We start from the raw sequence: 22,660 nt of genomic DNA on the forward strand, positions 1-22,660 counted from the left end.
CGGCTCCGTTGGGGGGTTCCCCGTACGATAGGAGGAAGCCGTGGCATGTCCTGCCCGGCGGGTGGACCGGTGGTAACGATTACGCGGCCGGGCACCGTGACCCACGATTCCGGGAGAATCAGCGCCGCATGCCCACGCGCAACGACATTCGTAACGTCGCCATCGTCGCCCACGTCGACCACGGCAAGACCACCCTGGTCGACGCCATGCTGAAGCAGGCCGGCGCCTTCGCCGCCCACCAGCAGCTGGACGACCGCATGATGGACTCCAACGACCTGGAGCGCGAGAAGGGCATCACCATTCTCGCGAAGAACACCGCGGTCAAGTACCACCCCAAGGACGGCGGCAAGCCGATCACCATCAACATCATCGACACCCCGGGTCACGCCGACTTCGGTGGCGAGGTCGAGCGCGGCCTGTCGATGGTGGACGCGGTCGTGCTGCTGGTGGACGCCTCCGAGGGCCCGCTGCCGCAGACCCGCTTCGTGCTGCGCAAGGCGCTCACGGCCCGCCTGCCCGTCATCCTGTGCATCAACAAGACCGACCGTCCGGACGCCCGGATCGACGAGGTCATCAACGAGACCTACGACCTGTTCCTGGACCTGGACGCGGACGAGGACCAGATCGAGTTCCCGATCGTCTACGCCTGCGCCCGTGACGGCGTCGCCTCGCTGACCAAGCCGGAGAACGGCACCGTGCCGGCCGACTCCACCAACCTGGAGCCGTTCTTCTCCACCATCCTGGAGCACGTCCCGGCGCCGACCTACGACGAGGCCGCCCCGCTGCAGGCCCACGTCACCAACCTGGACGCCGACAACTTCCTCGGCCGCATCGCGCTGCTCCGCGTCGAGCAGGGCGAGCTGCGCAAGGGCCAGACCGTGGCGTGGATCAAGCGCGACGGCTCGATCCAGAACGTGCGCATCTCCGAGCTGCTGATGACCGAGGCGCTCACCCGCAAGCCGGCCGAGGTGGCGGGCCCGGGCGACATCTGCGCGGTCGCCGGCATCGGCGACATCATGATCGGCGAGACCCTGGCCGACACCGAGAACCCGATCGCGCTGCCGCTGATCACGGTGGACGAGCCGGCCATCTCGATGACCATCGGCACCAACACCTCGCCGCTGGTCGGCAAGGGCGGCTCCGGCAAGGGCGCGGACGCCAAGGCCGGCGCCAAGGTGGACCGCAAGGTGACCGCCCGCCAGGTGAAGGACCGCCTGGACCGCGAGCTGATCGGCAACGTCTCGCTGCGCGTGCTGGACACCGAGCGTCCCGACGCCTGGGAGGTGCAGGGCCGCGGTGAGCTGGCGCTGGCCATCCTGATCGAGACCATGCGCCGCGAGGGCTTCGAGCTGACCGTCGGCAAGCCGCAGGTGGTCACCCGCGAGATCAACGGCAAGACCCACGAGCCGGTCGAGCGCCTGACCGTGGACGTGCCCGAGGAGCACATGGGTGCCGTCACCCAGCTCATGGGCGTCCGCAAGGGCCGGATGGACAACATGTCCAACCACGGCTCCGGCTGGGTGCGCATGGAGTTCGTCGTGCCGTCCCGCGGTCTGATCGGATTCCGGACGGAGTTCCTCACCAGCACCCGCGGCACCGGCATCGCGCACTCGATCCACGAGGGCTACGAGCCGTGGTTCGGCAACCTGACCACCCGTAACAACGGCTCGCTGGTCGCCGACCGCTCCGGCGTGGTCACCGCCTTCGCGATGACCAACCTGCAGGAGCGCGGCGTCCTGTTCACCGACCCCGGCACCGAGGTGTACGAGGGCATGATCGTCGGCGAGAACTCGCGCTCCGACGACATGGACGTGAACATCACCAAGGAGAAGAAGCTCACCAACATGCGTTCCTCGAACGCCGATGTGGCCGAGTCGATCGTCCCGCCGCGCAAGCTCTCGCTCGAGCAGTCGCTGGAGTTCTGCCGCGAGGACGAGTGCATCGAGGTGACCCCGGAGACCGTGCGCATCCGCAAGGTCGTCCTGGACGCCAAGGACCGCGGCCGCACCGCGTCCCGCGCCAAGAAGGGCTGACCCGCCCCCTGACGGCCCGAACGGCCGGCGTCCTCCGGGACGCCGGCCGTTCGGTTTTCCGTGACGTTGCGTGATGTACCGCCGGTGGCCGTCTGTTCGCTTTCCGGACGCTACTGTCCGTCATGCGTGACAACTGTCCGTTTTGGGGGTGTCTGCGTATGTCTCTTATGTCCGATTCCTGGGATTAATTGGCCGTTCATGTGACCAAATTGAGATCGGTAGTGGTCACCTTCGTATCCGTACGTGACTGATAGTGGGATCAGTCGAGCTCGGGTCAAGGCTCATGCGCAGGGGTGCGCGCCAGGCCGCGAGTGTGTAACACGGATTCAGGAGGCACACCGATGCGCGGTGCCAGCCAGGTCAAGTGGGTCGTCGCAGCAGCTGCGGTCGCCCTCGCCGCTACTGCCTGCGGCAGCAGCACCGGTTCCACCGACGCGGGTGGTCCGGTCAACGCCGCGGGGACGCTCAGCTACCAGAGCAGCGAGCCGCAGAACCCGCTCCAGCCGGCCAACGCCATGGAGGTCGGCGGCGGTCGCGTCATCAAGTCCCTCTTCAAGGGCCTGGTCGACTACGACCCCGCGGACGGCAAGCTGCGCAACCAGGTCGCCGAGAAGATCGAGACCACCGACGCGCAGAACTACACCGTCACCCTGAAGTCCGGCTGGACCTTCCACGACGGCACCCCGGTCACCGCCGCCTCCTTCGTGGACGCGTGGAACTGGTCGGCCAACGTCAAGAACAACCAGATCAACTCGGACTGGTTCTCGGACATCGAGGGCTACGAGGCGGTCCACCCGGAGAAGGGCGACCCGACCGCCGAGACCATGTCCGGTCTCAAGGTCGTGGACGACACCCACTTCACCATCAAGCTGACCGGCCCGGTCTCGTACTTCCAGTACAAGCTCGGCTACACGGCCTTCTCGCCGCTGCCGAAGGCGTTCTACGCCGACCCGGCCAAGTTCGGCCAGTCGCCGGTGGGCAACGGCCCCTACAAGTTCGTCTCGTGGGAGCACAACAAGGCGATCACCGTCGCCGCCTTCGACAAGTACGCGGGCGTCGACAAGCCGAAGAACGGCGGCATCGTCTTCAAGAACTACACGCAGGCCGAGGCCGCGTACAAGGACCTGGTCTCCGACAACCTGGACGTGCTGGACCAGGTCGACCCGGCCGACCTCGCCTCGTACAAGAACGACCTGGGCGACCGCGCCGTCGACCAGGCCCAGGGCGCCATCCAGAACATCTCGTTCGCGATGTACCAGGACGGCTGGAAGCCGGTCGACAAGGCGAAGGTCCGCCAGGGCCTCTCGATGGCGATCGACCGCGACACCATCACCAAGACCGTGCTGAACGGCTCGCGCCAGCCGGCCACCAGCTGGGTCGCCCCGGGCGTCATGGGCTACAAGGAGAACTCCTGCGGCGACGCCTGCAAGTACGACCCGGCCAAGGCCAAGCAGCTGGTGACCGAGGGCGGCGGCGTCCCGGGCAACAAGATCACCATCGTCTACAACTCCGACGGCGGCCACAAGGAGTGGGTGGACGCGGTCTGCAACTCCATCCGCCAGGCCACCGGCGTGGAGTGCATCGGCGACCCGAAGCCGGACTTCAAGACCTCGCGCGACCTGATCAAGAAGAAGCAGGTCCAGAGCATGATGCGGACCGGCTGGGTGCAGGACTACCCGCTGAACGCGAACTTCCTGCGTGACGTCTACGGCACCGGTGCCGCGGCCAACGACGCCGGCTACTCCTCGCCCGAGTTCGACAAGTTCGCCGCCGAGGCCGACAAGTCCACCACCGTGGAGAAGACCGCCGAGCTGTACCAGCAGGCCGAGGCCCAGCTGGCCAAGGACATGCCGGCCATCCCGCTCTGGTACTACAAGACGACTTCGGGCTACTCGAAGAACGTCCAGAACGTGAAGTTCGACTCCTTCGGCGACCCGGTCTTCACGCAGATCGAGGTCAAGCAGAAGTAACCAGGTCGGCACCACAACGGCCTGGAACGACACGGCCGGTGCCCGCGCCCGCCCCACAAGGGCGGGCCGGCGCCGGCCTTGTCGCGCGACGACACCTCTGAATCGGGATGACGGCCCGTCAGAGCAGCGAATTGGAGGCACGATGGGGCGTTTTGTCGCGAGGCGACTGCTCCAAATGATCCCGGTCTTCCTGGGCACGGTCACCCTGATCTTCTTCATGGTGAACGTGCTGCCCGGCGACCCGGCAGCCGCGATGTGGGGCGACAAGGCCGCCGACCCGGCCCAGCTCGCCGCCTTCAAGCACGCCCGGGGACTCGACCAGCCCCTGATCCAGCAGTACGCCGACTACATGGGCAAGCTGTTCACCGGTGACTTCGGCACCGCGATGGACGGCCGCAAGGTGATCGACAAGATCTCCGCCGCCATGCCGGTGACGATCCGCCTGGCGCTCCTCGCGTTCGGCATCGAGCTGCTGATCGGCGTGGCGATCGGCCTGTTCGCGGGGCTCCGCCGCGGCAAGGCCTTCGACAAGGGCTCGCTGGTGCTGACCCTGCTGCTGATCTCGATCCCGGTCCCGGTGCTCGGCTTCATCTACCAGAACGTCTTCGCGATCCAGCTGAAGTGGATCACCCCGACGGTCCAGGACTCGATGAACCTGGGGCAGCTGGTCCTCCCCGCCATCGTGCTCGGCTCGCTCTCCCTCGCGTACGTCGCCCGGCTCACCCGGACCTCGATCGTCGAGAACATCAAGTCCGACTACATGCGCACCGCGGTCGCCAAGGGCCTGCCCAAGCGCAAGGTGATCGGCACGCACCTGCTGCGCAACTCGATGATCCCGGTGGTCACCTTCCTCGGCACCGACCTCGGCGCCCTGATGGGCGGCGCGATCGTCACCGAGGGCATCTTCAACGTCAAGGGCGTCGGCTTCGAGCTCTACCACGCGATCAACCTCAAGGAGGGCGCGACCGTCTCCGGCTTCGTCGTCGTCCTGGTGCTCGTGTACCTCGCCGCCAGCCTGCTCGTCGACCTGCTCTACGCGGTCCTGGACCCGAGGATCCGGTATGCCTGACCTGCTCGCCAAGAACCCGGAGATCCCCGCGCAGCGCGCGGGCGAGCCGGCCGAGCCGAAGCCGGAGAAGGCCCGCAGCCTGGGCCTGGACGCCTGGCACGACCTGCGCAAGCGGCCGATCTTCATCATCTCCGCGGCACTGATCGTGCTGCTGATCGCCTTCGCGATCGCCCCGAGCCTGTTCACCTCGGTCGACCCGCGCGCCGGCGACCTGCGGGCGCACTACCTGGCCAAGCCGAACTACCTGCACGTCTTCCAGCCGGACTGGTTCGGCTACGACGGCCAGGGCCGCTCCATCTACGCCCGCATGATCTACGGCGCCCGCGCCTCGGTCGTGGTCGGCATCTGCGTCACCGCCGGCGTCACGGTCCTCGGCGGCCTGGCCGGCATGCTCGCCGGCTACTTCGGCGGCTGGGTCGACACGATCGTCTCCCGGGTCACCGACATCTTCTTCGGCATCCCGCTGCTGCTCGGCGCGCTGGTCATCCTGAACGCCTTCTCGGTGCGCACCGTCTGGTCGGTGGTCTTCGCCCTGGTCGCCCTCGGCTGGACCCAGATGACCCGCGTGATGCGCGGCTCGGTGATCACCGTGAAGCAGGCCGACTACGTGACCGCCGCCAAGGCGCTCGGCGCCGGCACCGCGCGGATCATGTTCAAGCACATCCTGCCGAACGCCATCGCCCCGGTGATCGTGGTCGCCACCATCGCCCTCGGCGGCTACATCGCCACCGAGGCCACGCTGAGCTTCCTCGGCATCGGCCTGCAGGACCCGACCATCTCCTGGGGCATCGACATCAACTCGGCCCAGAAGGTGATCCGGACCGCGCCGTTCGCGCTGTTCTTCCCGGCCGGCATGCTCAGCATCACGGTGCTGGCGTTCATCATGCTCGGTGACGCGGTGCGCGACGCCCTCGACCCGAAGCTGCGCTGAGAGAGGCGGACGCACATCATGACCACCGCACTTGAGAAGCCCCTGGCTGCCAAGGACAAGCTCACCCCGGGCACCCCGCTGCTCGAGGTCCGCGACCTGCACGTGGAGTTCAAGACCCGCGACGGCGTCGCCAAGGCCGTCAACGGCGTGAACTACTCGGTCGCCGCCGGCGAGACCCTCGCCGTGCTCGGCGAGTCGGGCTCCGGCAAGTCCGTCACCGCCCAGACCATCATGGGCATCCTGGACATGCCGCCCGGTCGGGTCACCGCGGGCGAGATCCTGTACCGCGGCCAGGACATGCTGAAGATGTCGGGCGAGGAGCGCCGGAAGATCCGCGGCCGCAAGATCGCGATGATCTTCCAGGACGCGCTCTCCTCGCTCAACCCCGTCCTCTCGGTGGGCTACCAGCTCGGCGAGATGTTCCGGGTGCACGAGGGCGCCTCCAAGAAGGAGGCCAGGGCCAAGGCGATCGAGCTGATGGACCGGGTCCGCATCCCGGCCGCCAAGGAACGGGTGGGCGACTACCCGCACCAGTTCTCCGGCGGCATGCGCCAGCGCATCATGATCGCGATGGCGCTGGCCCTGGAGCCGGACCTGATCATCGCCGACGAGCCCACCACCGCGCTGGACGTCACCGTCCAGGCCCAGGTGATGGACCTGCTCGCCGAGTTGCAGGCCGAGTACCACATGGGCCTGATCCTGATCACCCACGACCTCGGCGTGGTCGCCGACGTCGCGGACAAGATCGCGGTCATGTACGCCGGCCGGATCGTCGAGACCGCGCCCGTGCACGAGCTCTACGCGAACCCCGCCCACCCCTACACCAAGGGCCTGCTCCGGTCGATCCCGCGCCTGGACCAGAAGGGCGAGGAGCTCTACGCGATCAAGGGCCTGCCCCCGAACCTGTACAAGGTCCCGGCCGGCTGCGCCTTCAACCCGCGCTGCGACGTCGCCACCGACCTCTGCCGCACCGAGATCCCCGCGCTGCACCAGGTGACGGACAAGGACGGCGCCGAGCTCGCCGGCCGCAAGAGCGCCTGCCACCTCTGGAAGGAGACCCTCCATGGCTGAGCCCATCCTGGAGGTCAAGGACCTGGTCAAGCACTACCCGCTCAACCAGGGCGTCCTCTTCAAGAAGCAGGTCGGCGCGGTCAAGGCGGTCGACGGCATCTCCTTCGCCCTGCACAAGGGCGAGACGCTGGGCATCGTCGGCGAGTCCGGCTGCGGCAAGTCGACGCTCGCCAAGGTCCTGATGAACCTGGAGCGCGCGACCTCCGGCCAGGTGCTGTACAAGGGCGAGGACATCTCGCGGCTGTCCGGCTCGGCGCTGAAGGCCGTGCGGCGCAACATCCAGATGGTGTTCCAGGACCCGTACACCTCGCTCAACCCGCGGATGACGGTCGGCGACATCATCGGCGAGCCCTTCGAGATCCACCCCGAGGTGGCGCCGAAGGGCGACCGCCGCAAGGCCGTCCAGGACCTGCTCGACGTGGTCGGTCTGAACCCGGAGTACATCAACCGGTACCCGCACCAGTTCTCCGGCGGCCAGCGCCAGCGCATCGGCATCGCCCGCGGCCTGGCCCTCAAGCCCGAGGTCATCATCTGCGACGAGCCGGTCTCCGCGCTGGACGTCTCGGTGCAGGCCCAGGTGATCAACCTGCTGGAGAAGCTGCAGAAGGACTTCGAGCTCTCCTACATGTTCATCGCCCACGACCTCTCGATCGTCCGGCACATCTCCGACCGGGTCGGCGTGATGTACCTCGGCAAGATGGTCGAGATCGGCTCGGACGAGGAGATCTACGAGCACGCCACCCACCCGTACACCCAGGCACTGCTCTCCGCCGTGCCGGTGCCGGACCCGACCGGGCGCGAGGGCCGCGAGCGGATCATCCTCTCCGGCGACATCCCCTCGCCGGCCAACCCGCCGTCCGGCTGCCGCTTCCGCACCCGCTGCTGGAAGGCGGAGGAGCGCTGCTCCACCGAGGTCCCGCTGCTGGCGGTGCCCGAGGTGCTGAGCGGCCCGGCCAAGCACCAGTCAGCGTGCCACTTCGCGGAGGTCCGGACCGAGGCCGCCGCGGCCTGACCCGCAGTCACCGGAACTCCCCGGACCCGCTCGGCGGGACCGGGGAGTTTTGTGCACCCATCCGGCGGAGCCGGAGTCGCGCCACCGCGACGGCGACCTTCTCATGGGGTGAGATGCGTCTCATACACCCCGAGGAGGACATCCATGCCTGCAGCCCGAATGCGCTGGGCCGTCGTCGGTGCGACATCCGTGGCCCTGGTGGCCACCGGGTGCAGCAGCAGCGGCGGGGGAGGCGGTCCGTCCAACTCCAGCGCGACCTTCAGCTACCAGTCGAGCGAGCCGCAGAACCCCCTCCAGCCCGCCAACGCCAACGAGGTCGGCGGTGGACGCATCCTCCAGAACCTCTTCAAGGGCCTGATCGACTACGACCCCAACAGCGGCGAGATGCGCAACCAGGTCGCGGAGAACATCGCGTCCAGCGACGCGCAGACCTTCAACGTCACGCTGAAGTCGGGCTGGACCTTCCACGACGGCACCCCGGTCACCGCCTCCTCCTTCGTGAACGCCTGGAACTGGGCGGCCAACACCAAGAACAACCAGATCAACAGCTCCTGGTTCTCCGACATCGAGGGCTACAACGACGTCCACCCGTCCGGCGCCGGCGCCACCCCCACCAAGGACACCATGTCCGGCCTGACGGTGACCGACGACACCCACTTCACCATCAAGCTGACCAGCAAGGTCGCGTACTTCCCGATGAAGCTCGGGTACATCGCGTTCTCGCCGCTGCCCGAGGGCTTCTTCAAGGACCCGGACGGCTACGGCCAGAAGCCGGTCGGCAACGGGCCCTACCAGTTCGTGAGCTGGGACCACAACTCGCAGGTGGTCACCAAGACCTATCCGAACTACCAGGGCGTGGACAAGCCGAAGAACGGCGGCGTCGTCTTCAAGATGTACACCACCGCCGAGGCCGCCTACGCGGATCTGCAGTCCAACAACCTGGACGTGATGGACCAGGTGCCGCCGTCGGCGCTGGCGAACTACAAGAACGACCTCGGCGACCGGGCGATCGACGCCCCGCAGGGCGCCATCCAGAACGTCGGCTTCACGCTCTACCAGCCCGAGTGGTCCGGGCCGAACACCGCCAAGGTCCGCCAGGGCCTGTCGATGGCGATCGACCGCGACACCATCACCAAGACGGTGCTGCAGGGCTCCCGCTCGCCCGCCAGCGCGTGGACGGCCGAGGGCGTGGACGGCTACAAGGCCGGCACCTGCGGCGACTTCTGCACCTTCAACGCCGACAAGGCCAAGCAGCTGATCACCGAGGGCGGCGGCGTCCCCGGCAACTCGCTCAAGATCACCTACAACGCGGACGGCGGCCACAAGGAGTGGGTCGACGCGGTCTGCAACTCGATCCGCCAGGCCACCGGCGTCAACTGCGTCGGCGACCCGAAGACCGATTTCAAGACCGCCCGCGCGGCGATCACCGGCCACCAGATCAACGGCATGTTCCGCACCGGCTGGGTGCAGGACTACCCGCTGAACGCCAACTTCCTGGCCGACGTCTACAAGACCGGCGCGGCCTCCAACGACTTCGGCTACTCCAGCCCGCAGTTCGACCAGCTGGCCAACCAGGCGGACCAGGCGGCGTCCGTGCAGGACTCGGCCACCGGCTACCAGAAGGCCGAGGCGGTGCTGGCGCAGGACATGCCGGCGATCCCGCTCTGGTACTACCGGACCAACTCCGGCTACTCCACCAAGGTGCAGAACGTGAAGTTCGACTCCTTCGGCAACCCGGCCTGGACCCAGGTCGAGGTCAAGGGCTGACGCCACCCGACGCCGGCCCCGTCCTCCCCGCACGGAGGGCGGGGCTCCGGCACTGAGTCACCCCTTCGGAAGGAGGTTCGATGGGCCACTACGTCATTCGGCGTGTCCTGCAGATGATCCCGGTCTTCTTCGGTGCCACGTTCCTGATCTTCATGATGGTGTACATGCTGCCGGGCGACCCGATCGCGGCGATGTTCGGCGACAAGGCCGCCGACCCGGCCCAGGTCGCCGCCCTGCGGCACAAGTACCACCTCGACGAGCCCTGGTGGAAGCAGTACTTCATCTACATGGGCAACGTCTTCCAGCTGGACTTCGGCACCAGCTTCACCGGACGCCCGGTCTCGGAGATCATGGCGGACGCGTTCCCGGTCACCATCCGGCTCGCCTTCGTCGCCTTCTTCTTCGAGATCGTGATCGGCCTGCCGCTCGGCCTGCTGGCCGGCCTCAAGCGCGGCTCGTTCGCCGACACCGGCGTGCTGCTGATCACCCTGGTGGTGATCTCGATCCCGGTCTTCGTGCTCGGCTACATCGCCCAGACGATCTTCGCGACCAATCTGGGCTGGGTCACCCCGACCGTGCAGGACTCCACGGACATCACCCAGTTGATCCTGCCAGGCGCGGTCCTGGCATCACTGTCCTTGGCGTACGTCGCCCGACTCACCCGCACCTCGATCGGCGAGAACCTGCGCGCCGACTACATGCGCACCGCCATCGCCAAGGGCCTGCCGCGGCGGACCATCATCAGCCGGCACCTGCTGCGCAACTCGCTGATCCCGGTGGTGACCTTCCTCGGCACCGACCTCGGCGCCCTGATGGGCGGCGCGATCGTCACCGAGGGCATCTTCAACATCGCGGGCGTCGGCAACATCCTCTACAAGGCGATCCGGACCAAGGAAGGCCCGACCGTGGTGGGCATCGTCACCGTCCTGGTGATCGTCTACCTGGTGGCCAGCCTCGTGGTGGACCTGCTCTACGCCATCCTGGACCCGAGGATCCGCTATGCCTAGCAACGACCTCCCCGACGACCACGACCCGCTGCGGCACATCCAGCCGACCGACAGCGACCACCTGGACTACGTGGGCCAGCAGGGGCTCGCGGTCGAGCAGGACACTTTAATCGAACCGGATCCGGAGAAGCGCGAGGCGGCCCGCAGCCTCTGGGGCCACGCCTGGCGGGACCTGCGCGGGCGGCCGATCTTCATCATCTCGGCGCTGCTGATCATCCTGCTGCTGCTGATGGCGATCTGGCCGGGCCTGTTCACCGACGCCGACCCGCGCCAGGCCGACCTGCAGAACGACTTCCTGAAGAAGCCCGACTGGTCCGACTTCTTCGGGGCCGGCTGGTTCGGCTACGACGGCCAGGGCCGCTCGGTCTACGCCCGGGTGATCTACGGCGCCCGCGCCTCGATCACCGTCGGCATCTGCGTGACCCTCGCCGTGACCATCACCGGCGGCCTGGCCGGCATGATCGCCGGCTACTTCGGCGGCTGGACCGACGCGGTGATCTCCCGGATCATCGACATCTTCTTCGGCATCCCGCTGCTGCTCGGCGCGCTCGTCCTGCTGAACGCCTTCGCGGTCCGCAACGTCTGGTCCGTGGTGATCGCGCTGGCCTTCCTCGGCTGGACCCAGCTGGCCCGCGTGATGCGCGGCTCGGTGCTGACGATCAAGCAGGCCGACTACGTGGTGGCCGGCAAGGCGCTCGGCGCCGGCACCGGGCGGCTGATGTTCAAGCACATCCTGCCGAACGCGCTGGCCCCGGTGATCGTGGTCGCCACCATCGCGCTCGGCGGCTACATCACCGCCGAGGCGACGCTGAGCTTCCTCGGCATCGGCCTGCAGGACCCGACGATCTCCTGGGGCGTGGACATCTCCTCGGCCCAGAAGTTCATCCGGCAGGCGCCGTTCGTGCTGTTCTTCCCGGCCGCCGCGCTGTCCGTCACCGTGCTGGCCTTCATCATGCTGGGCGACGCGGTCCGCGACGCCCTCGACCCGAAGCTGCGCTGAGCGAGGGAGACGCACCGTGACCACCGCTGTCGACCGCACCGAGCCGGTACGGGAGGAGCCCTATTCCGGGCCGCTGCTGGACGTTCGGGACCTGCACGTGGAGTTCAAGACCCGGGACGGCGTCGTCAGGGCCGTCAACGGCGTGAACTACGACGTCAGCGCGGGCGAGACCCTCGCGGTGCTCGGCGAGTCGGGCTCCGGCAAGTCCGTCACCGCGCAGGCGATCATGGGCATCCTGGACATGCCGCCGGCCCGGATCCCCAAGGGGGAGATCCTCTTCCGCGGCCAGGACATGCTGACCATGGGCCGGGAGGAGCGGCGCAGGATCCGCGGCCAGAAGATCGCGATGATCTTCCAGGACGCGCTCTCCTCGCTCAACCCGGTCCTCACCGTCGGCCACCAGCTGGGCGAGATGTACCGCGCCCACCGGGGCACCAGCCGCAAGGACGCCAAGCTCAAGGCGATCGAGCTGATGGACCGGGTCCGCATCCCGGCCGCCGCGGAGCGGGTGGGCGACTACCCGCACCAGTTCTCCGGCGGCATGCGCCAGCGCATCATGATCGCGATGGCGCTGGCCCTGGAGCCGGACCTGATCATCGCCGACGAGCCCACCACCGCGCTGGACGTCACCGTCCAGGCCCAGGTGATGGACCTGCTCGCCGAGTTGCAGGCCGAGTACCACATGGGCCTGATCCTGATCACCCACGACCTCGGCGTGGTCGCCGACGTCGCGGACAAGATCGCGGTCATGTACGCCGGCCGGATCGTCGAGACCGCCCCCGTGCACGAGCTCTACGGGCGGCCCGCCCACCCGTACACCCGCGGCCTGCTCGACTCCATCCCGCGCCTGGACCAGAAGGGCCAGGAGCTCTACGCGATCAAGGGCCTGCCGCCCAACCTGCTGCGGATCCCCCCGGGCTGCGCCTTCAACCCGCGCTGCCCGCGGGCCCAGGAGATCTGCCGGCAGGAGGTGCCCCAGCTGTTCCAGGTCACCGAGGACGACGGCACGCCGATCGCCGGCCGGAGGAGCGCCTGCTTCTTCTGGAAGGAGACCATCCATGACGCCTAACGGATCGTCGGCAGCCGGCGCGCTGGTGCCCGAGGAGGTCTCCTTCGAGAAGGAGGTCGAGCGGGGCGAACCGATCCTGGAGGTGCGCGACCTGGTCAAGCACTTCCCGCTGACCAAGGGCATCCTGTTCAAGAAGCAGGTCGGCGCGGTCAAGGCGGTGGACGGCGTCTCCTTCGACCTGATGCAGGGCGAGACGCTGGGCATCGTCGGCGAGTCCGGCTGCGGCAAGTCGACGCTCGCCAAGGTCCTGATGAACCTGGAGCCCGCCACCGGCGGCTCGGTGAAGTACAAGGGGGAGGAGATCTCGCGGCTGTCCGGCTCGGCGCTGAAGGCCGTGCGGCGCAACATCCAGATGGTGTTCCAGGACCCGTACACCTCGCTCAACCCGCGGATGACGGTCGGCGACATCATCGGGGAGCCGTTCGAGATCCACCCCGAGGTGGCGCCGAAGGGCGACCGCCGCAAGGCCGTCCAGGACCTGCTCGACGTGGTGGGCCTGAACCCGGAGTACATCAACCGGTACCCGCACCAGTTCTCCGGCGGCCAGCGCCAGCGCATCGGCATCGCGCGGGGGCTGGCCCTCAAGCCCGAGGTCATCATCTGCGACGAGCCGGTCTCCGCGCTGGACGTCTCGGTGCAGGCCCAGGTGATCAACCTGCTGGAGAAGCTGCAGGGCGAGTTCAACCTGTCGTACATGTTCATCGCGCACGACCTCTCGATCGTCCGGCACATCTCCGACCGGGTCGGCGTGATGTACCTCGGCAAGATCGTCGAGATCGGGACCGACGCGGAGATCTACGACCACGCCACCCACCCGTACACCCAGGCGCTGCTCTCCGCCGTGCCGGTGCCGGACCCGACGGCCCGGGAGTTCCGGGACCGGATCGTGCTGACCGGCGACGTGCCCTCGCCGGCCAAACCGCCGTCCGGCTGCCGGTTCCGCACCCGCTGCTGGAAGGCCCAGGAGAAGTGCGTGCAGGAGGTGCCGGCGCTCACCGTCCGGGAGTGGCTGGACGGGCGCGCGGCGCACGACTCCGCGTGTCACTTCGCGGCGGAGCGCGAGATCGGGCAGAGCGCGGCGGAGCGCGAGGCCGAGTAGTGCGCGGCGGAGCGCGAGGCCGAGTAGTGCGCGGCGGAGCGCGAGGCCGAGTAGAGCGCGGCGGAGCGCGAGACCGGGCAATGACCGAGCAATGACGAAGGGCCCCCGGTGAACCGGGGGCCCTTCGTTCTGGTCACTCCGCGTCGCGCGGCTCCGGGACCAGGGTCTTGGCCGGCTTGGCCGTCACCCCGTCCTCGGGGAAGTGGCAGGCCGTGAGGTGGCCCGCCGCGCTGCCGCCGAGCTGGATCAGCGGCGGCTCCTCCGAGGCGCACTTGTCCTGCGCCTTCCAGCACCGGGTGCGGAAGCGGCAGCCGGACGGCGGGTTGAGCGGCGACGGGACGTCACCGGTCAGCCGGATCCGCTCGATGGCGTCGGAGTCCGGGTCGGCGTCCGGCGCGGCCGACAGCAGCGCGTGGGTGTACGGGTGCCGCGGCGCGTTGTACAGCGAGTCGCGGTCGGCGATCTCGACGATCTTGCCGAGGTACATCACCGCGACGCGCTGCGAGAAGTGCCGGACGATCGACAGGTCGTGCGCGATGAAGACGAAGGCGATGCCCATCTCGCGCTGGAGCTTCTGGAGCAGGTTGACGACCTGCGCCTGGATCGACACGTCGAGCGCGGAGACCGGCTCGTCGGCGACGATCAGCTTCGGGTTCAGCGCGAGCGCGCGGGCGACGCCGATGCGCTGGCGCTGGCCGCCGGAGAACTCGTGCGGGAAGCGGTTGAAGTGCTCCGGGTTGAGACCGACGATCTCGAGCAGTTCCTTGACCCGCGCCTCGCGGCCCCCGGGCGGGTTGATGCCGTTGATCTCCATCGGGCCGCTGATGATCGTGCCGACGGTGTGGCGCGGGTTCAGCGAGGAGTACGGGTCCTGGAAGATCATCTGGATCTCGGACCGGATCGGCGCCAGCTCCTTGCGGGAGGCGTGCGCGATCTCCTGGCCGAGGTACTTGATCGAGCCGGCGGTCGGCTCGTACAGCCGGGTCACCAGACGGCCGGTGGTCGACTTGCCGCAGCCGGACTCACCGACCAGGCCCAGGCTCTCGCCCGCGCCCACGGTGAAGCTGACGTCGTCGACCGCCTGGACGGCACCGACCTGGCGACGGAACGGGAAACCGCCCATCACCGGGAAGTGCTTGGTGAGGCCGCTCACCTCCAGCAGGGTCTCGCCGGGGGCGGTGGCCGAGGCGGCCGGCTCGGTCAGAGTCTGCTCAGCGCTCATGGTTCATTGCTCCTTAACCGAGTTCCGGACTCAGCTGCTCAGCCGGGGCAGGATCTGCTCGGTGAGGATGGACTGCTTCTGCGCGGCCGTGAGGTGGCAGGCCGAGAGGTGACCGTTGGCGAGCTCCAGCGCGGGGCGCTCGGTGGTGCACTTGTCGCCGACGACCAGCTCACGGTACTCGCAGCGCGGGTTGAACGCGCAGCCGCTCGGCGGGTTCAGCAGGGACGGCGGGGTGCCCGGGATCGGCTGCAGCGGGATGTCCACGGAGGCGTTGATCCGCGGGATCGAGCTGAGCAGGCCCCAGCCGTACGGGTGCTGCGGGGACTTCAGGATCTCCCGCATGGTGCCGCGCTCGACGGCCCGGCCCGCGTACATCACCAGCACGTCGTCGGCGATCTCGCGGATCACGCCGAGGTCGTGGGTGATGAAGATGATCGAGGTGCCCATCTCCTGCTGGAGGTCCTTCAGCAGGTCGACGATCTGGGCCTGCACGGTCACGTCGAGCGCGGTGGTCGGCTCGTCGGCGATCAGCAGCTTCGGGTCGCAGACCAGCGCCATGGCGATCATGGCGCGCTGGCGCATGCCGCCGGAGAACTGGTGCGGGAAGTCGTCGACGCGCTTGTCGGGCTGCGGGATGCCGACCTTGGTCAGCATCTCGATGGCCCGCGCGCGGCCCTCCTTCTTGTTCGCACCGGTGTGCTTCATGAAGGGCTCGGCGATCTGGCGGCCCACCGTGTAGTACGGGGAGAGCGCGGCCAGGGCGTCCTGGAAGATCATCGCCAGCTTGTTGCCGCGGAGCTTCTCCAGCTCCTTCTGCGGCAGACCGAGCAGCTCCTGGCCGTCGAGCTTGATCGAGCCCTCGATGGTGGTGTTGCGCGGGTTGTGCAGGCCCATGACGGCCAGGTTCGACACCGACTTGCCGGAGCCCGACTCGCCGACGATGCCGAGCGTCTTGCCGGCCTCCAGCTCGAAGCTCAGGTTGTTGACGGCCTTGACGATGCCGTCCTCGGTGCGGAAGCGGACCTGCAGGTCCTGGACGGACAGGAAGCTGCTCACGGCCTTCTCCTCGGAAGCGTGGTGCGGGGCGGGGGCGGATGCTGCGGTGGTCATCCGATCCTCACCCGGGGGTCGAGGAGGCCGTACGCGGCGTCGACGATGATGTTGAAGATCAGGATCGAGGCGGCGCTGACCATCAGGACACCGAGCTCCAGCATGGTGTCCTGGGTGAGCACCGAGCGGACCGCGAGCATGCCCAGGCCGTGGATGCCGAAGGAGAACTCGGTGATGATCGCGCCGGAGAAGACCGCGCCGAGGTCGATGCCGAAGATCGTGATCACGGGGGCCATCGCGCCGCGCAGCGCGTAGCGCCACCAGACGTAGCCGGACGACATGCCCTTCGCCCGGGCAGCCCGGATGTGGTCCTCGGAGAGCTGCTCGATCATCAACGAGCGGACCTGGCGCGAGTAGTTCGACCAGAAGATGACCGACATCACGAGCCACGGCAGCAGCATGCCGGCGACCATGCCGGCCGGGTCCTCGGTGAAGGGGACGTAGCCGGGCTTCTCGAGCCAGTGCAACGCGGTGACGAAGATGCCGATCGACAGCGGGGCGATGAAGTAGATCTGGGTCGACTGGCCGAGCAGCGAGATCGAGCTGGCGACCTTGTCGAACGTGCTGCCCTGCTTCCAGGCGGACAGCATGCCCAGGGTGACGCCGATGACCAGGAAGCACACCGCACCACCGGCGGCCAGCACGAAGGTGGCCGGGTAGTTGCTGAGGATGATGTTCCACACGTAGTCGTGGCGGCCGTACGAGTAGCCCAGGCAGGGGGCGTTGCAGAAGCCGTCGCTGTACTGCGTGCCGAGGACAAGGCCCTTCATGTAGCTGTAGACCTGCTCCACGAGCGACTTGTCCAGACCCATGTTGTGCCGGATCGTCGCGAGCTGCTGCGGTGTACAGCCCTTGGGGCAGTTGAGCAGGGCCTGGTCGACCGGCAGGGTCATCACTGCCAGATAGGTCAGCAGGACCAGCAGGAAGAGGATGACAATCGCGCCGAGCGCCCGGCGGATGAGAAATCTGAGCATGGGTTGGGCTCTTCCGAGTGAGGGCGCCGGCGGCGGCCGCGTCGTGGAGAGTGCCGGGCACGGTCGGGGCCCTGATGAGGGCCTGTGGGTGGTCGGCAGTGGGCCCGGTGGGGCCGCTCGGTAAGAGCGGCCCCACCGGGTCGGGTGCGGGAGCGGGTCCCGCTGCCCGGGGTGGTGCTTACTTGACGAAGACGCTGTTCACGTCGGTGGCGCCGATGACCTCGTTGTAGGCCACGCCGCCCAGGCCCGCGCCGTACACCTGGTAGAACTTGCCGTAGGTGGTCGGGATCTTCGGGACGTCCGCGAGGATCTTGTCGGCCAGCTTCATCCACTCCTCGTTCGCCTGCTTGGCGTCCGAGATCTTCAGGATGCGGTCGATCTCCGCGTTGGTGGCGTCGCTGTTGTAGTGCGAGTAGTTCGGCGAGCCGTCAGCGATCTTGCGACCGTCCAGGGTCGGCGGGATCACGGTCGCGCCGACCGGCCAGTCCGCGCCCCAACCGGTGCGGTACAGGTCGTACGGGTTGTCCTTCTTGCCGATCACCGAGTAGTAGGTGGTCGGGTCCAGCTCCTTGCGCTCGACCTTGAAGCCGGCCGAGTTCAGGGCCTCCTGGACGGCGGCCGAGATCGGCTGCCAACGCGGGGTGTTCGCGTAGGCGAGGACGATCGGGTAGCCCTCCTTGCCGGCCTCCTTCAGGAGCGCCTTGGCGGCCTCCGGGTCACCCTCCGGCTTGGCCTTGAGGCCCAGCGGGTCGGTGTCCTTCCAGCCCGAGACGGTCGGGCTGATCAGGTTGGTGGCCATGTCGCCGGTGGCGGCGCCGCCGAGCAGCTTCTGCACCTGGGCGCGCGGGAAGGCCAGGGCGAGGGCCTTGCGGACCTTCGGGTCCGTCACGCGGGTGTTGTTGATGTCGAAGGTGTCGACGAACGGCTGGAACTTGTTGATCAGGCGGTCCTTGTAGGACGCGTCGGCCGAGATCTTGGCGATGTTCGGCGCGTCGGCGTTCTGGACCAGGGTCAGCGCGTTCTTGTCGTTGCCGTTGCCGGCCATCAGACGGGTGGTCAGCGCCGGGTTGGTGATGCCCAGCTCGAACTCCCAGGAGTCCACGAACTGGTGGCGGATCGGGTCCGACTTCGGGTCCCAGTTGGGGTTCTTGACCAGCTTGAGGGACTTGTCCGGCTCGTGGCTCTCGATCTTGTAGGGGCCGATCGAGTCCGGCTTGACGTCGTACTTCTCCTTGGTGTCCTTCGACTTCTGGATGGCCGTGATGTTCGGCATCGCCGCCGCGTACGGCGCGTCGTTGTGGGACTCCTTGAAGTGCAGGACGATCGTCTTGGCGTCCGGAGTGCCGATGACGTCGTCACCGAGCTCCTTGCCGTCGTACGGGCCCTCGTAGGTCTTGCGGTAGTCCGCGCCCGACAGCCACTCCTGGATGAAGGTCGGGCCCTGGTCCTGGTAGGTCGCGTACAGGCGCTCGATGCCGTACTTGACGTCCTTCGAGGTGATCGGCGAGCCGTCCTCGAACTTCAGGTTGTCCTTGAGGGTCCAGGTCCAGGTCTTGCCCTCGTCGGAGGACTTGCCGGTGTCGGTCGCCAGGTCACCGACCAGGATGGTCTTGCCGGTGGCCGGGTCGATCTTGTAACCGGTCAGGCTGCGGCTGTAGAGCTGCGCCAGGGCCTGGTACTCGTTGACGTAGATCTGCCCGGGGTCCAGGTGGTCGAAGCCGGCGGCCTCGATGCCGTAGGCAACGCCACCGGTCTTGGCGCCCTTGACCTCCGGGGCCGGACCGGTCGAGTCGGCGAGGGTGCCCAGACCGAAGTTCTGCACCTCGGACTTGGCGCCGCCCTTGGTGCCGCCGTCGCCGGACTTGCTGCCGCTGCCGCTGGAGCAGCCGGTCAGGGCCAGGGCGCTGATGGCCAGCATCGCGGGCACGTACGCTGCCTTGCGAAGTCTCATGGATTCCTACCTGTCACTGGACATGTGATGTCTGGTCAGCGCGGACCGCCTGGGCCGCCGGGACTGCCGGACTGGGGGTTGCGGGTCTTGCGGGTACTACGTGTGCAGGGGTGCAGGGTGGTGCGGTGTTACGCGATGGTCTTCGGGTCGAGAGCGTCCCGGACCGCGTCCCCGAGCAGGTTGAACGCGAGGACGAAGATCGTCAGCGTGAGGCCCGGGAAGAGCAGGTAGGTCAGATCCGTGTCGTAGTACTGCGCCGCGTCCGAGAACATCCGACCGAGGTCCGGAGTCGGGCTCACCATGCCCACGCCGAGGAAGGACAGGCCCGCCTCGGTGGTGACCATGGCCGGCAGCAGGAGCGTGGTCTGAACCAGGATGGTGGTGGAGAGGTTGGGCAGCAGCTCCTTGAAGATGATCCGCCGGGAGGAGGCACCGGCGATCTTCGCGGCCTCGACGTACTCGCGCTCGCGCAGCGAGAGGGTCATGCCGCGCAGGAGGCGGGCGAGGCCCATCCAGCCCAGGAGGGCCAGCACGGTCCACATCGCGAGGATGCGGATGTGGGTCGGGGTCTCCTTGTCGATCGGCACGAAGAGGTTCAGCACGATCGGCGTGAAGGCGATGAAGAAGAGCTGCGAGGGCATCGCGAGCAGCAGGTCGCTGAAGCGGCCGACGAAGTAGTCGAACTTGCCGCCGAGGTAGCCCTGGGCGATGCCGATGACCGCGCCCAGCAGGGTCGAGATGATCACGATGACCACCGCGATGCCCAGCGAGGTGCGGACGCCGTAGATGACGTTGGTGAAGATGTCCTGACCGGTCTGCGGCGAGATGCCGAACCAGTACTCACCGCTGATGCCGCCGTTGGCTCCGGCCGGCATGTTGAACTCGTCCAGCAGCGAGACGTCCCGCAGGCCGTAGAAGGTGTACGGGTCCTTGCCGTACAGCGCGGAGATCAGCGGGGCGCACAGGGCGACCACCACGTAGAAGATCACGATCCAGGCGCAGATCACGCCCGTCCGGTTGCGCTTGAAGCGGCTCCAGGCGATCTGGCCCGGCGTGCGCCCGAGGAGCTCGCCGGGCTTGTTGCCGGGCACGTCCTTCGTGGGCTCGACGAGGACGGGGTCGGCCTCTGTCGTGGCCCCTGGTGGCGTCGTCATGGTGCAAAAGCTCCCGACCGTGGTCCGTGCAGCAGCAAGGAGTAAGAAGTTGGATGCACGGACTCTTGCAAGTCGTTTATCGAACGTCAAGAGTTTCTCAGTTGCTGGCCAGCCATTTTTTTCATCGTGCTGGAATGTCAACCACTTCGTAGTTCGAAACTTCTTGACAGCCTCCCGGTGAGACGGTCAAAACCGGACATAGCGCCCCGAACGTGGTTCACACGTCCGTAACCCGAGCGCGACAAGTCCGGTATCAGGACGCGACGTGCGGCTGGGCGGTCGCGCGACGCGTGTAGATCGGCTGCCCGAATTGCCATCAATACAGTGAATTGTTCACTGTAATTGGGTGTCCGATAATCGGACACTATCGCGGCGAGGGGTCCGCCCGCTATTTAGAGGGGTCGGTGCATCCGAATTAGGTCGAGCGGGGGCTACCCGGGTCGGCTGGCAATTTCACGCCATTGGCGAGTTTTCGCCGGACGGTTACTTCAGCAGCCCGATGTTCTCGTAGACGAAGTCGGACAAACCCGGCGCCCCGAGATTGGCCACGTTCTTCCGGACCCCGTAGATGGCGGGCCGCTGGTACAGCGGGACCATGCCGGCGACCTCCCACGCCTCGGCGTCCGCGCGGTTGATCGCCTCGGTCGCGGCGTCCGGGGTGTCCGCCCGGGCGGCGTCCGCCATCGCCTTGTCCAGGGCCTTGCTGCCCACCTGGGCGTAATTGCCGCCGGCGTCCTGCTGGAAGGTGCTGGTCGAGCCGGTCGCCGGGAAGGGCGTGCCGAGCAGCGCGAACGCGGTCAGGTCGAAGTCGTGCTTGTAGACGTACTTGTCGAAGAAGTCGGCGGCCGGCACGGCCTGCACCGTCACCTTCACCCCGACCTGGCCGAGCATCCGGGTCACCAGGGTGCTCTCGTTGGCCGCCACCTGGTTGCCGGTCGGCACCACGAAGCGCAGCGCCAGCTCCTTGCCCTCCCGGATCCGGACGCCGGCCGGGCCGGCCTTCCAGCCCGCCTCGTCCAGCTGCTGGGCGGCGGCCTGCGGGTCGAAGCGGCTCAGCCCGTCCGAGTTGTCCTGGTAGCCGTGCTGGCCGGGCACCAGGAAGTGGTTGTTCATCGGGACGTAGGGCCAGTCCAGGCCGGCCAGGTCGGTGCGGGTGATCTCGGACCGGTCCAGCGCCCGGAACAGCGCCTGGCGGACCCTGGCGTCGGTCAGCAGCGGGTTGCGGCCGTTCAGCACGATGTGCCGCAGGTTGGGGCCGCCGGCCTTGCGCACCTCGGCGCCCGGGGTCTCCTGGATCTTCTTGTAACCGGCCGCGTTGGGGCCGTTGTTGTAGAAGTCGACCTCGCCGCGGGCGAAGGCGTCCGGCATCGCGCCGGTGTCGATCGCCTTGAAGACGATCCGGTCCAGCATCGGCTTGTCGCCCCACCAGTCCGGGTCGGCGACCACCGTCACGGTGCGCGCCGCGGGATCGAGCCTCTCCAGCTTGAACGGGCCCGCGGTGACCGGGATCCGGCCCTTGAAGGCGGTGTTGAACTGCTCGGGCCCGGAGATGTACTCGGCGGGCAGCAGCGGGGCGTTGCCTGCGTTGTTGAACATCGCCTGCCAGTCGGAGAACGGCTCCTTGAAGACCATCACGGCCTGGAAGTCGTCCGCGCCCCTGGTGACGCTCTCCACCTGGTCGAAGCCGGAGGTGTTGGAGGGCTTGTACGCGTCGTCGGTGCCGTTCAACGCCTGCCAGGTGGCCTGCAGGTCGCGCCAGGTGATCGGCTTGCCGTCGGACCAGTGGGCCTTCGGGTTCAGCGTCCAGACGACCACCTGGCGGCCCTGCCGGGTCTCCGTGCGGACGTCGCGCAGGTAGGCCGGGTTGGGGGTCTGGGTGCCGCCGGCGTCGGAGCGCCAGAAGGTCGGCAGCAGCGACTTCATCACGTCGTTGGTGGAGGCCTCGGAGCCGTCCGTGTGCAGCGGGTTCCACTGCCCGGAGAACTGGTCGATCGCCCAGTTCAGCGTGCCGCCGCGGCGCAGCTGGTCGCGCGGCCGGCTGTTCAGCGACTGCTGGGTCATCCGGGGCGCGCCGCCGTCCGCCGCCGCTGCCGCCGCCGCCCGGTCGCCCGCCGGGACCCCGTCCGGTTGGGCGCAGGAGCACAGCGCGAAGGACAGCGCCGCCACCGAGGCGGCCAGGGCGAGCGGGATCCGGGGTCTCGGCAGCATGCGGGCCATCTTG

Annotated in this window: 17 protein-coding genes; 11 read left to right on the forward strand and 6 right to left on the reverse strand. The window is 67.9% G+C overall.

Annotation, left to right across the window (positions count from 1 at the left end):
• Positions 1-128: 128 nt before the first annotated feature.
• From typA to ABEB06_RS23185, 11 genes are all read left to right on the forward strand, one after another.
• Positions 129-2,033: a translational GTPase TypA gene (typA, locus tag ABEB06_RS23135; protein WP_345698798.1), complete on the forward strand. Its 1,905-nt coding sequence runs from the start codon at positions 129-131 to the stop codon at positions 2,031-2,033.
• Positions 2,034-2,374: 341 nt separating this feature from the next.
• Positions 2,375-4,003 (forward strand): peptide ABC transporter substrate-binding protein, encoded by a 1,629-nt coding sequence (locus tag ABEB06_RS23140; RefSeq protein WP_345698799.1) that lies wholly within the window; start codon positions 2,375-2,377, stop codon positions 4,001-4,003.
• A gap of 142 nt (positions 4,004-4,145) precedes the next feature.
• A complete protein-coding gene (locus ABEB06_RS23145) occupies positions 4,146-5,072 on the forward strand; it encodes an ABC transporter permease (RefSeq protein ID WP_345698800.1) in 927 nt (308 codons plus the stop codon).
• Positions 5,065-6,003: an ABC transporter permease gene (locus ABEB06_RS23150; RefSeq protein WP_345698801.1), complete on the forward strand. Its 939-nt coding sequence runs from the start codon at positions 5,065-5,067 to the stop codon at positions 6,001-6,003. The genes ABEB06_RS23145 and ABEB06_RS23150 overlap by 8 nt, the downstream gene beginning before the upstream one ends.
• An 18-nt stretch (positions 6,004-6,021) precedes the next feature.
• Positions 6,022-7,074 (forward strand): ABC transporter ATP-binding protein, encoded by a 1,053-nt coding sequence (locus tag ABEB06_RS23155; protein ID WP_345698802.1) that lies wholly within the window; start codon positions 6,022-6,024, stop codon positions 7,072-7,074.
• Entirely contained in the window at positions 7,067-8,086 is a 1,020-nt protein-coding gene (locus tag ABEB06_RS23160) for an ABC transporter ATP-binding protein (RefSeq protein ID WP_345698803.1), read from the forward strand. Before ABEB06_RS23155 ends, ABEB06_RS23160 begins: the two co-directional genes overlap by 8 nt.
• Before the next feature lie 144 nt (positions 8,087-8,230).
• Positions 8,231-9,853 carry a peptide ABC transporter substrate-binding protein gene (locus ABEB06_RS23165; RefSeq protein WP_345698804.1) on the forward strand — a complete coding sequence of 541 codons (1,623 nt, stop codon included), beginning with the start codon at positions 8,231-8,233 and terminating at the stop codon, positions 9,851-9,853.
• An 80-nt stretch (positions 9,854-9,933) separates the two neighbouring features.
• On the forward strand, positions 9,934-10,860 hold the full coding sequence (locus tag ABEB06_RS23170; protein WP_345698805.1) for an ABC transporter permease: 927 nt from the start codon (positions 9,934-9,936) through the stop codon (positions 10,858-10,860).
• A complete protein-coding gene (locus tag ABEB06_RS23175) occupies positions 10,853-11,860 on the forward strand; it encodes an ABC transporter permease (RefSeq protein WP_345698806.1) in 1,008 nt (335 codons plus the stop codon). The genes ABEB06_RS23170 and ABEB06_RS23175 overlap by 8 nt, the downstream gene beginning before the upstream one ends.
• Before the next feature lie 16 nt (positions 11,861-11,876).
• Positions 11,877-12,929 carry an ABC transporter ATP-binding protein gene (locus tag ABEB06_RS23180; RefSeq protein ID WP_345698807.1) on the forward strand — a complete coding sequence of 351 codons (1,053 nt, stop codon included), beginning with the start codon at positions 11,877-11,879 and terminating at the stop codon, positions 12,927-12,929.
• The gene (locus tag ABEB06_RS23185; protein ID WP_345698808.1) at positions 12,919-14,028 is read left to right on the forward strand and encodes an ABC transporter ATP-binding protein; all 1,110 of its coding nucleotides are present in this window, start codon (positions 12,919-12,921) and stop codon (positions 14,026-14,028) included. The genes ABEB06_RS23180 and ABEB06_RS23185 overlap by 11 nt, the downstream gene beginning before the upstream one ends.
• Positions 14,029-14,161: 133 nt before the next feature.
• On the opposite strand, the gene ABEB06_RS23190 is transcribed toward ABEB06_RS23185, so the two are convergent.
• From ABEB06_RS23190 to ABEB06_RS23215, 6 genes are all read right to left on the reverse strand, one after another.
• On the reverse strand, positions 14,162-15,250 hold the full coding sequence (locus tag ABEB06_RS23190; RefSeq protein ID WP_345698809.1) for an ABC transporter ATP-binding protein: 1,089 nt from the start codon (positions 15,248-15,250) through the stop codon (positions 14,162-14,164).
• 30 nt (positions 15,251-15,280) lie between these two features.
• On the reverse strand, positions 15,281-16,360 hold the full coding sequence (locus ABEB06_RS23195) for an ABC transporter ATP-binding protein (protein ID WP_345698810.1): 1,080 nt from the start codon (positions 16,358-16,360) through the stop codon (positions 15,281-15,283).
• Positions 16,357-17,334 carry an ABC transporter permease gene (locus ABEB06_RS23200; RefSeq protein ID WP_345698811.1) on the reverse strand — a complete coding sequence of 326 codons (978 nt, stop codon included), beginning with the start codon at positions 17,332-17,334 and terminating at the stop codon, positions 16,357-16,359. The genes ABEB06_RS23195 and ABEB06_RS23200 overlap by 4 nt, the downstream gene beginning before the upstream one ends.
• 178 nt (positions 17,335-17,512) lie before the next feature.
• Complete coding sequence (locus ABEB06_RS23205) at positions 17,513-19,285, reverse strand: ABC transporter substrate-binding protein (protein WP_345698812.1); 1,773 nt, start codon at positions 19,283-19,285, stop codon at positions 17,513-17,515.
• A gap of 128 nt (positions 19,286-19,413) precedes the next feature.
• On the reverse strand, positions 19,414-20,439 hold the full coding sequence (locus ABEB06_RS23210) for an ABC transporter permease (protein ID WP_345698813.1): 1,026 nt from the start codon (positions 20,437-20,439) through the stop codon (positions 19,414-19,416).
• 483 nt (positions 20,440-20,922) lie between these two features.
• On the reverse strand, positions 20,923-22,647 hold the full coding sequence (locus tag ABEB06_RS23215) for an ABC transporter family substrate-binding protein (RefSeq protein ID WP_345698814.1): 1,725 nt from the start codon (positions 22,645-22,647) through the stop codon (positions 20,923-20,925).
• Between the last annotated feature and the right edge of the window lie 13 nt (positions 22,648-22,660).

The sequence above is a fragment of the Kitasatospora terrestris genome (genome assembly GCF_039542905.1).
GTDB lineage: Bacteria > Actinomycetota > Actinomycetes > Streptomycetales > Streptomycetaceae > Kitasatospora > Kitasatospora terrestris.

What these genes read in the sequence shown, in the direction of transcription:
- typA (WP_345698798.1), top strand. Translation starts at nt 129, where the DNA reads ATGCCCACGCGCAACGACATTCGTAACGTCGCCATCGTCGCCCACGTC.
- ABEB06_RS23140 (WP_345698799.1), top strand. Translation starts at nt 2,375, where the DNA reads ATGCGCGGTGCCAGCCAGGTCAAGTGGGTCGTCGCAGCAGCTGCGGTC.
- ABEB06_RS23145 (WP_345698800.1), top strand. Translation starts at nt 4,146, where the DNA reads ATGGGGCGTTTTGTCGCGAGGCGACTGCTCCAAATGATCCCGGTCTTC.
- ABEB06_RS23150 (WP_345698801.1), top strand. Translation starts at nt 5,065, where the DNA reads ATGCCTGACCTGCTCGCCAAGAACCCGGAGATCCCCGCGCAGCGCGCG.
- ABEB06_RS23155 (WP_345698802.1), top strand. Translation starts at nt 6,022, where the DNA reads ATGACCACCGCACTTGAGAAGCCCCTGGCTGCCAAGGACAAGCTCACC.
- ABEB06_RS23160 (WP_345698803.1), top strand. Translation starts at nt 7,067, where the DNA reads ATGGCTGAGCCCATCCTGGAGGTCAAGGACCTGGTCAAGCACTACCCG.
- ABEB06_RS23165 (WP_345698804.1), top strand. Translation starts at nt 8,231, where the DNA reads ATGCCTGCAGCCCGAATGCGCTGGGCCGTCGTCGGTGCGACATCCGTG.
- ABEB06_RS23170 (WP_345698805.1), top strand. Translation starts at nt 9,934, where the DNA reads ATGGGCCACTACGTCATTCGGCGTGTCCTGCAGATGATCCCGGTCTTC.
- ABEB06_RS23175 (WP_345698806.1), top strand. Translation starts at nt 10,853, where the DNA reads ATGCCTAGCAACGACCTCCCCGACGACCACGACCCGCTGCGGCACATC.
- ABEB06_RS23185 (WP_345698808.1), top strand. Translation starts at nt 12,919, where the DNA reads ATGACGCCTAACGGATCGTCGGCAGCCGGCGCGCTGGTGCCCGAGGAG.
- ABEB06_RS23190 (WP_345698809.1), bottom strand. Translation starts at nt 15,250, where the DNA reads ATGAGCGCTGAGCAGACTCTGACCGAGCCGGCCGCCTCGGCCACCGCC.
- ABEB06_RS23195 (WP_345698810.1), bottom strand. Translation starts at nt 16,360, where the DNA reads ATGACCACCGCAGCATCCGCCCCCGCCCCGCACCACGCTTCCGAGGAG.
- ABEB06_RS23200 (WP_345698811.1), bottom strand. Translation starts at nt 17,334, where the DNA reads ATGCTCAGATTTCTCATCCGCCGGGCGCTCGGCGCGATTGTCATCCTC.
- ABEB06_RS23205 (WP_345698812.1), bottom strand. Translation starts at nt 19,285, where the DNA reads ATGAGACTTCGCAAGGCAGCGTACGTGCCCGCGATGCTGGCCATCAGC.
- ABEB06_RS23210 (WP_345698813.1), bottom strand. Translation starts at nt 20,439, where the DNA reads ATGACGACGCCACCAGGGGCCACGACAGAGGCCGACCCCGTCCTCGTC.
- ABEB06_RS23215 (WP_345698814.1), bottom strand. Translation starts at nt 22,647, where the DNA reads ATGCTGCCGAGACCCCGGATCCCGCTCGCCCTGGCCGCCTCGGTGGCG.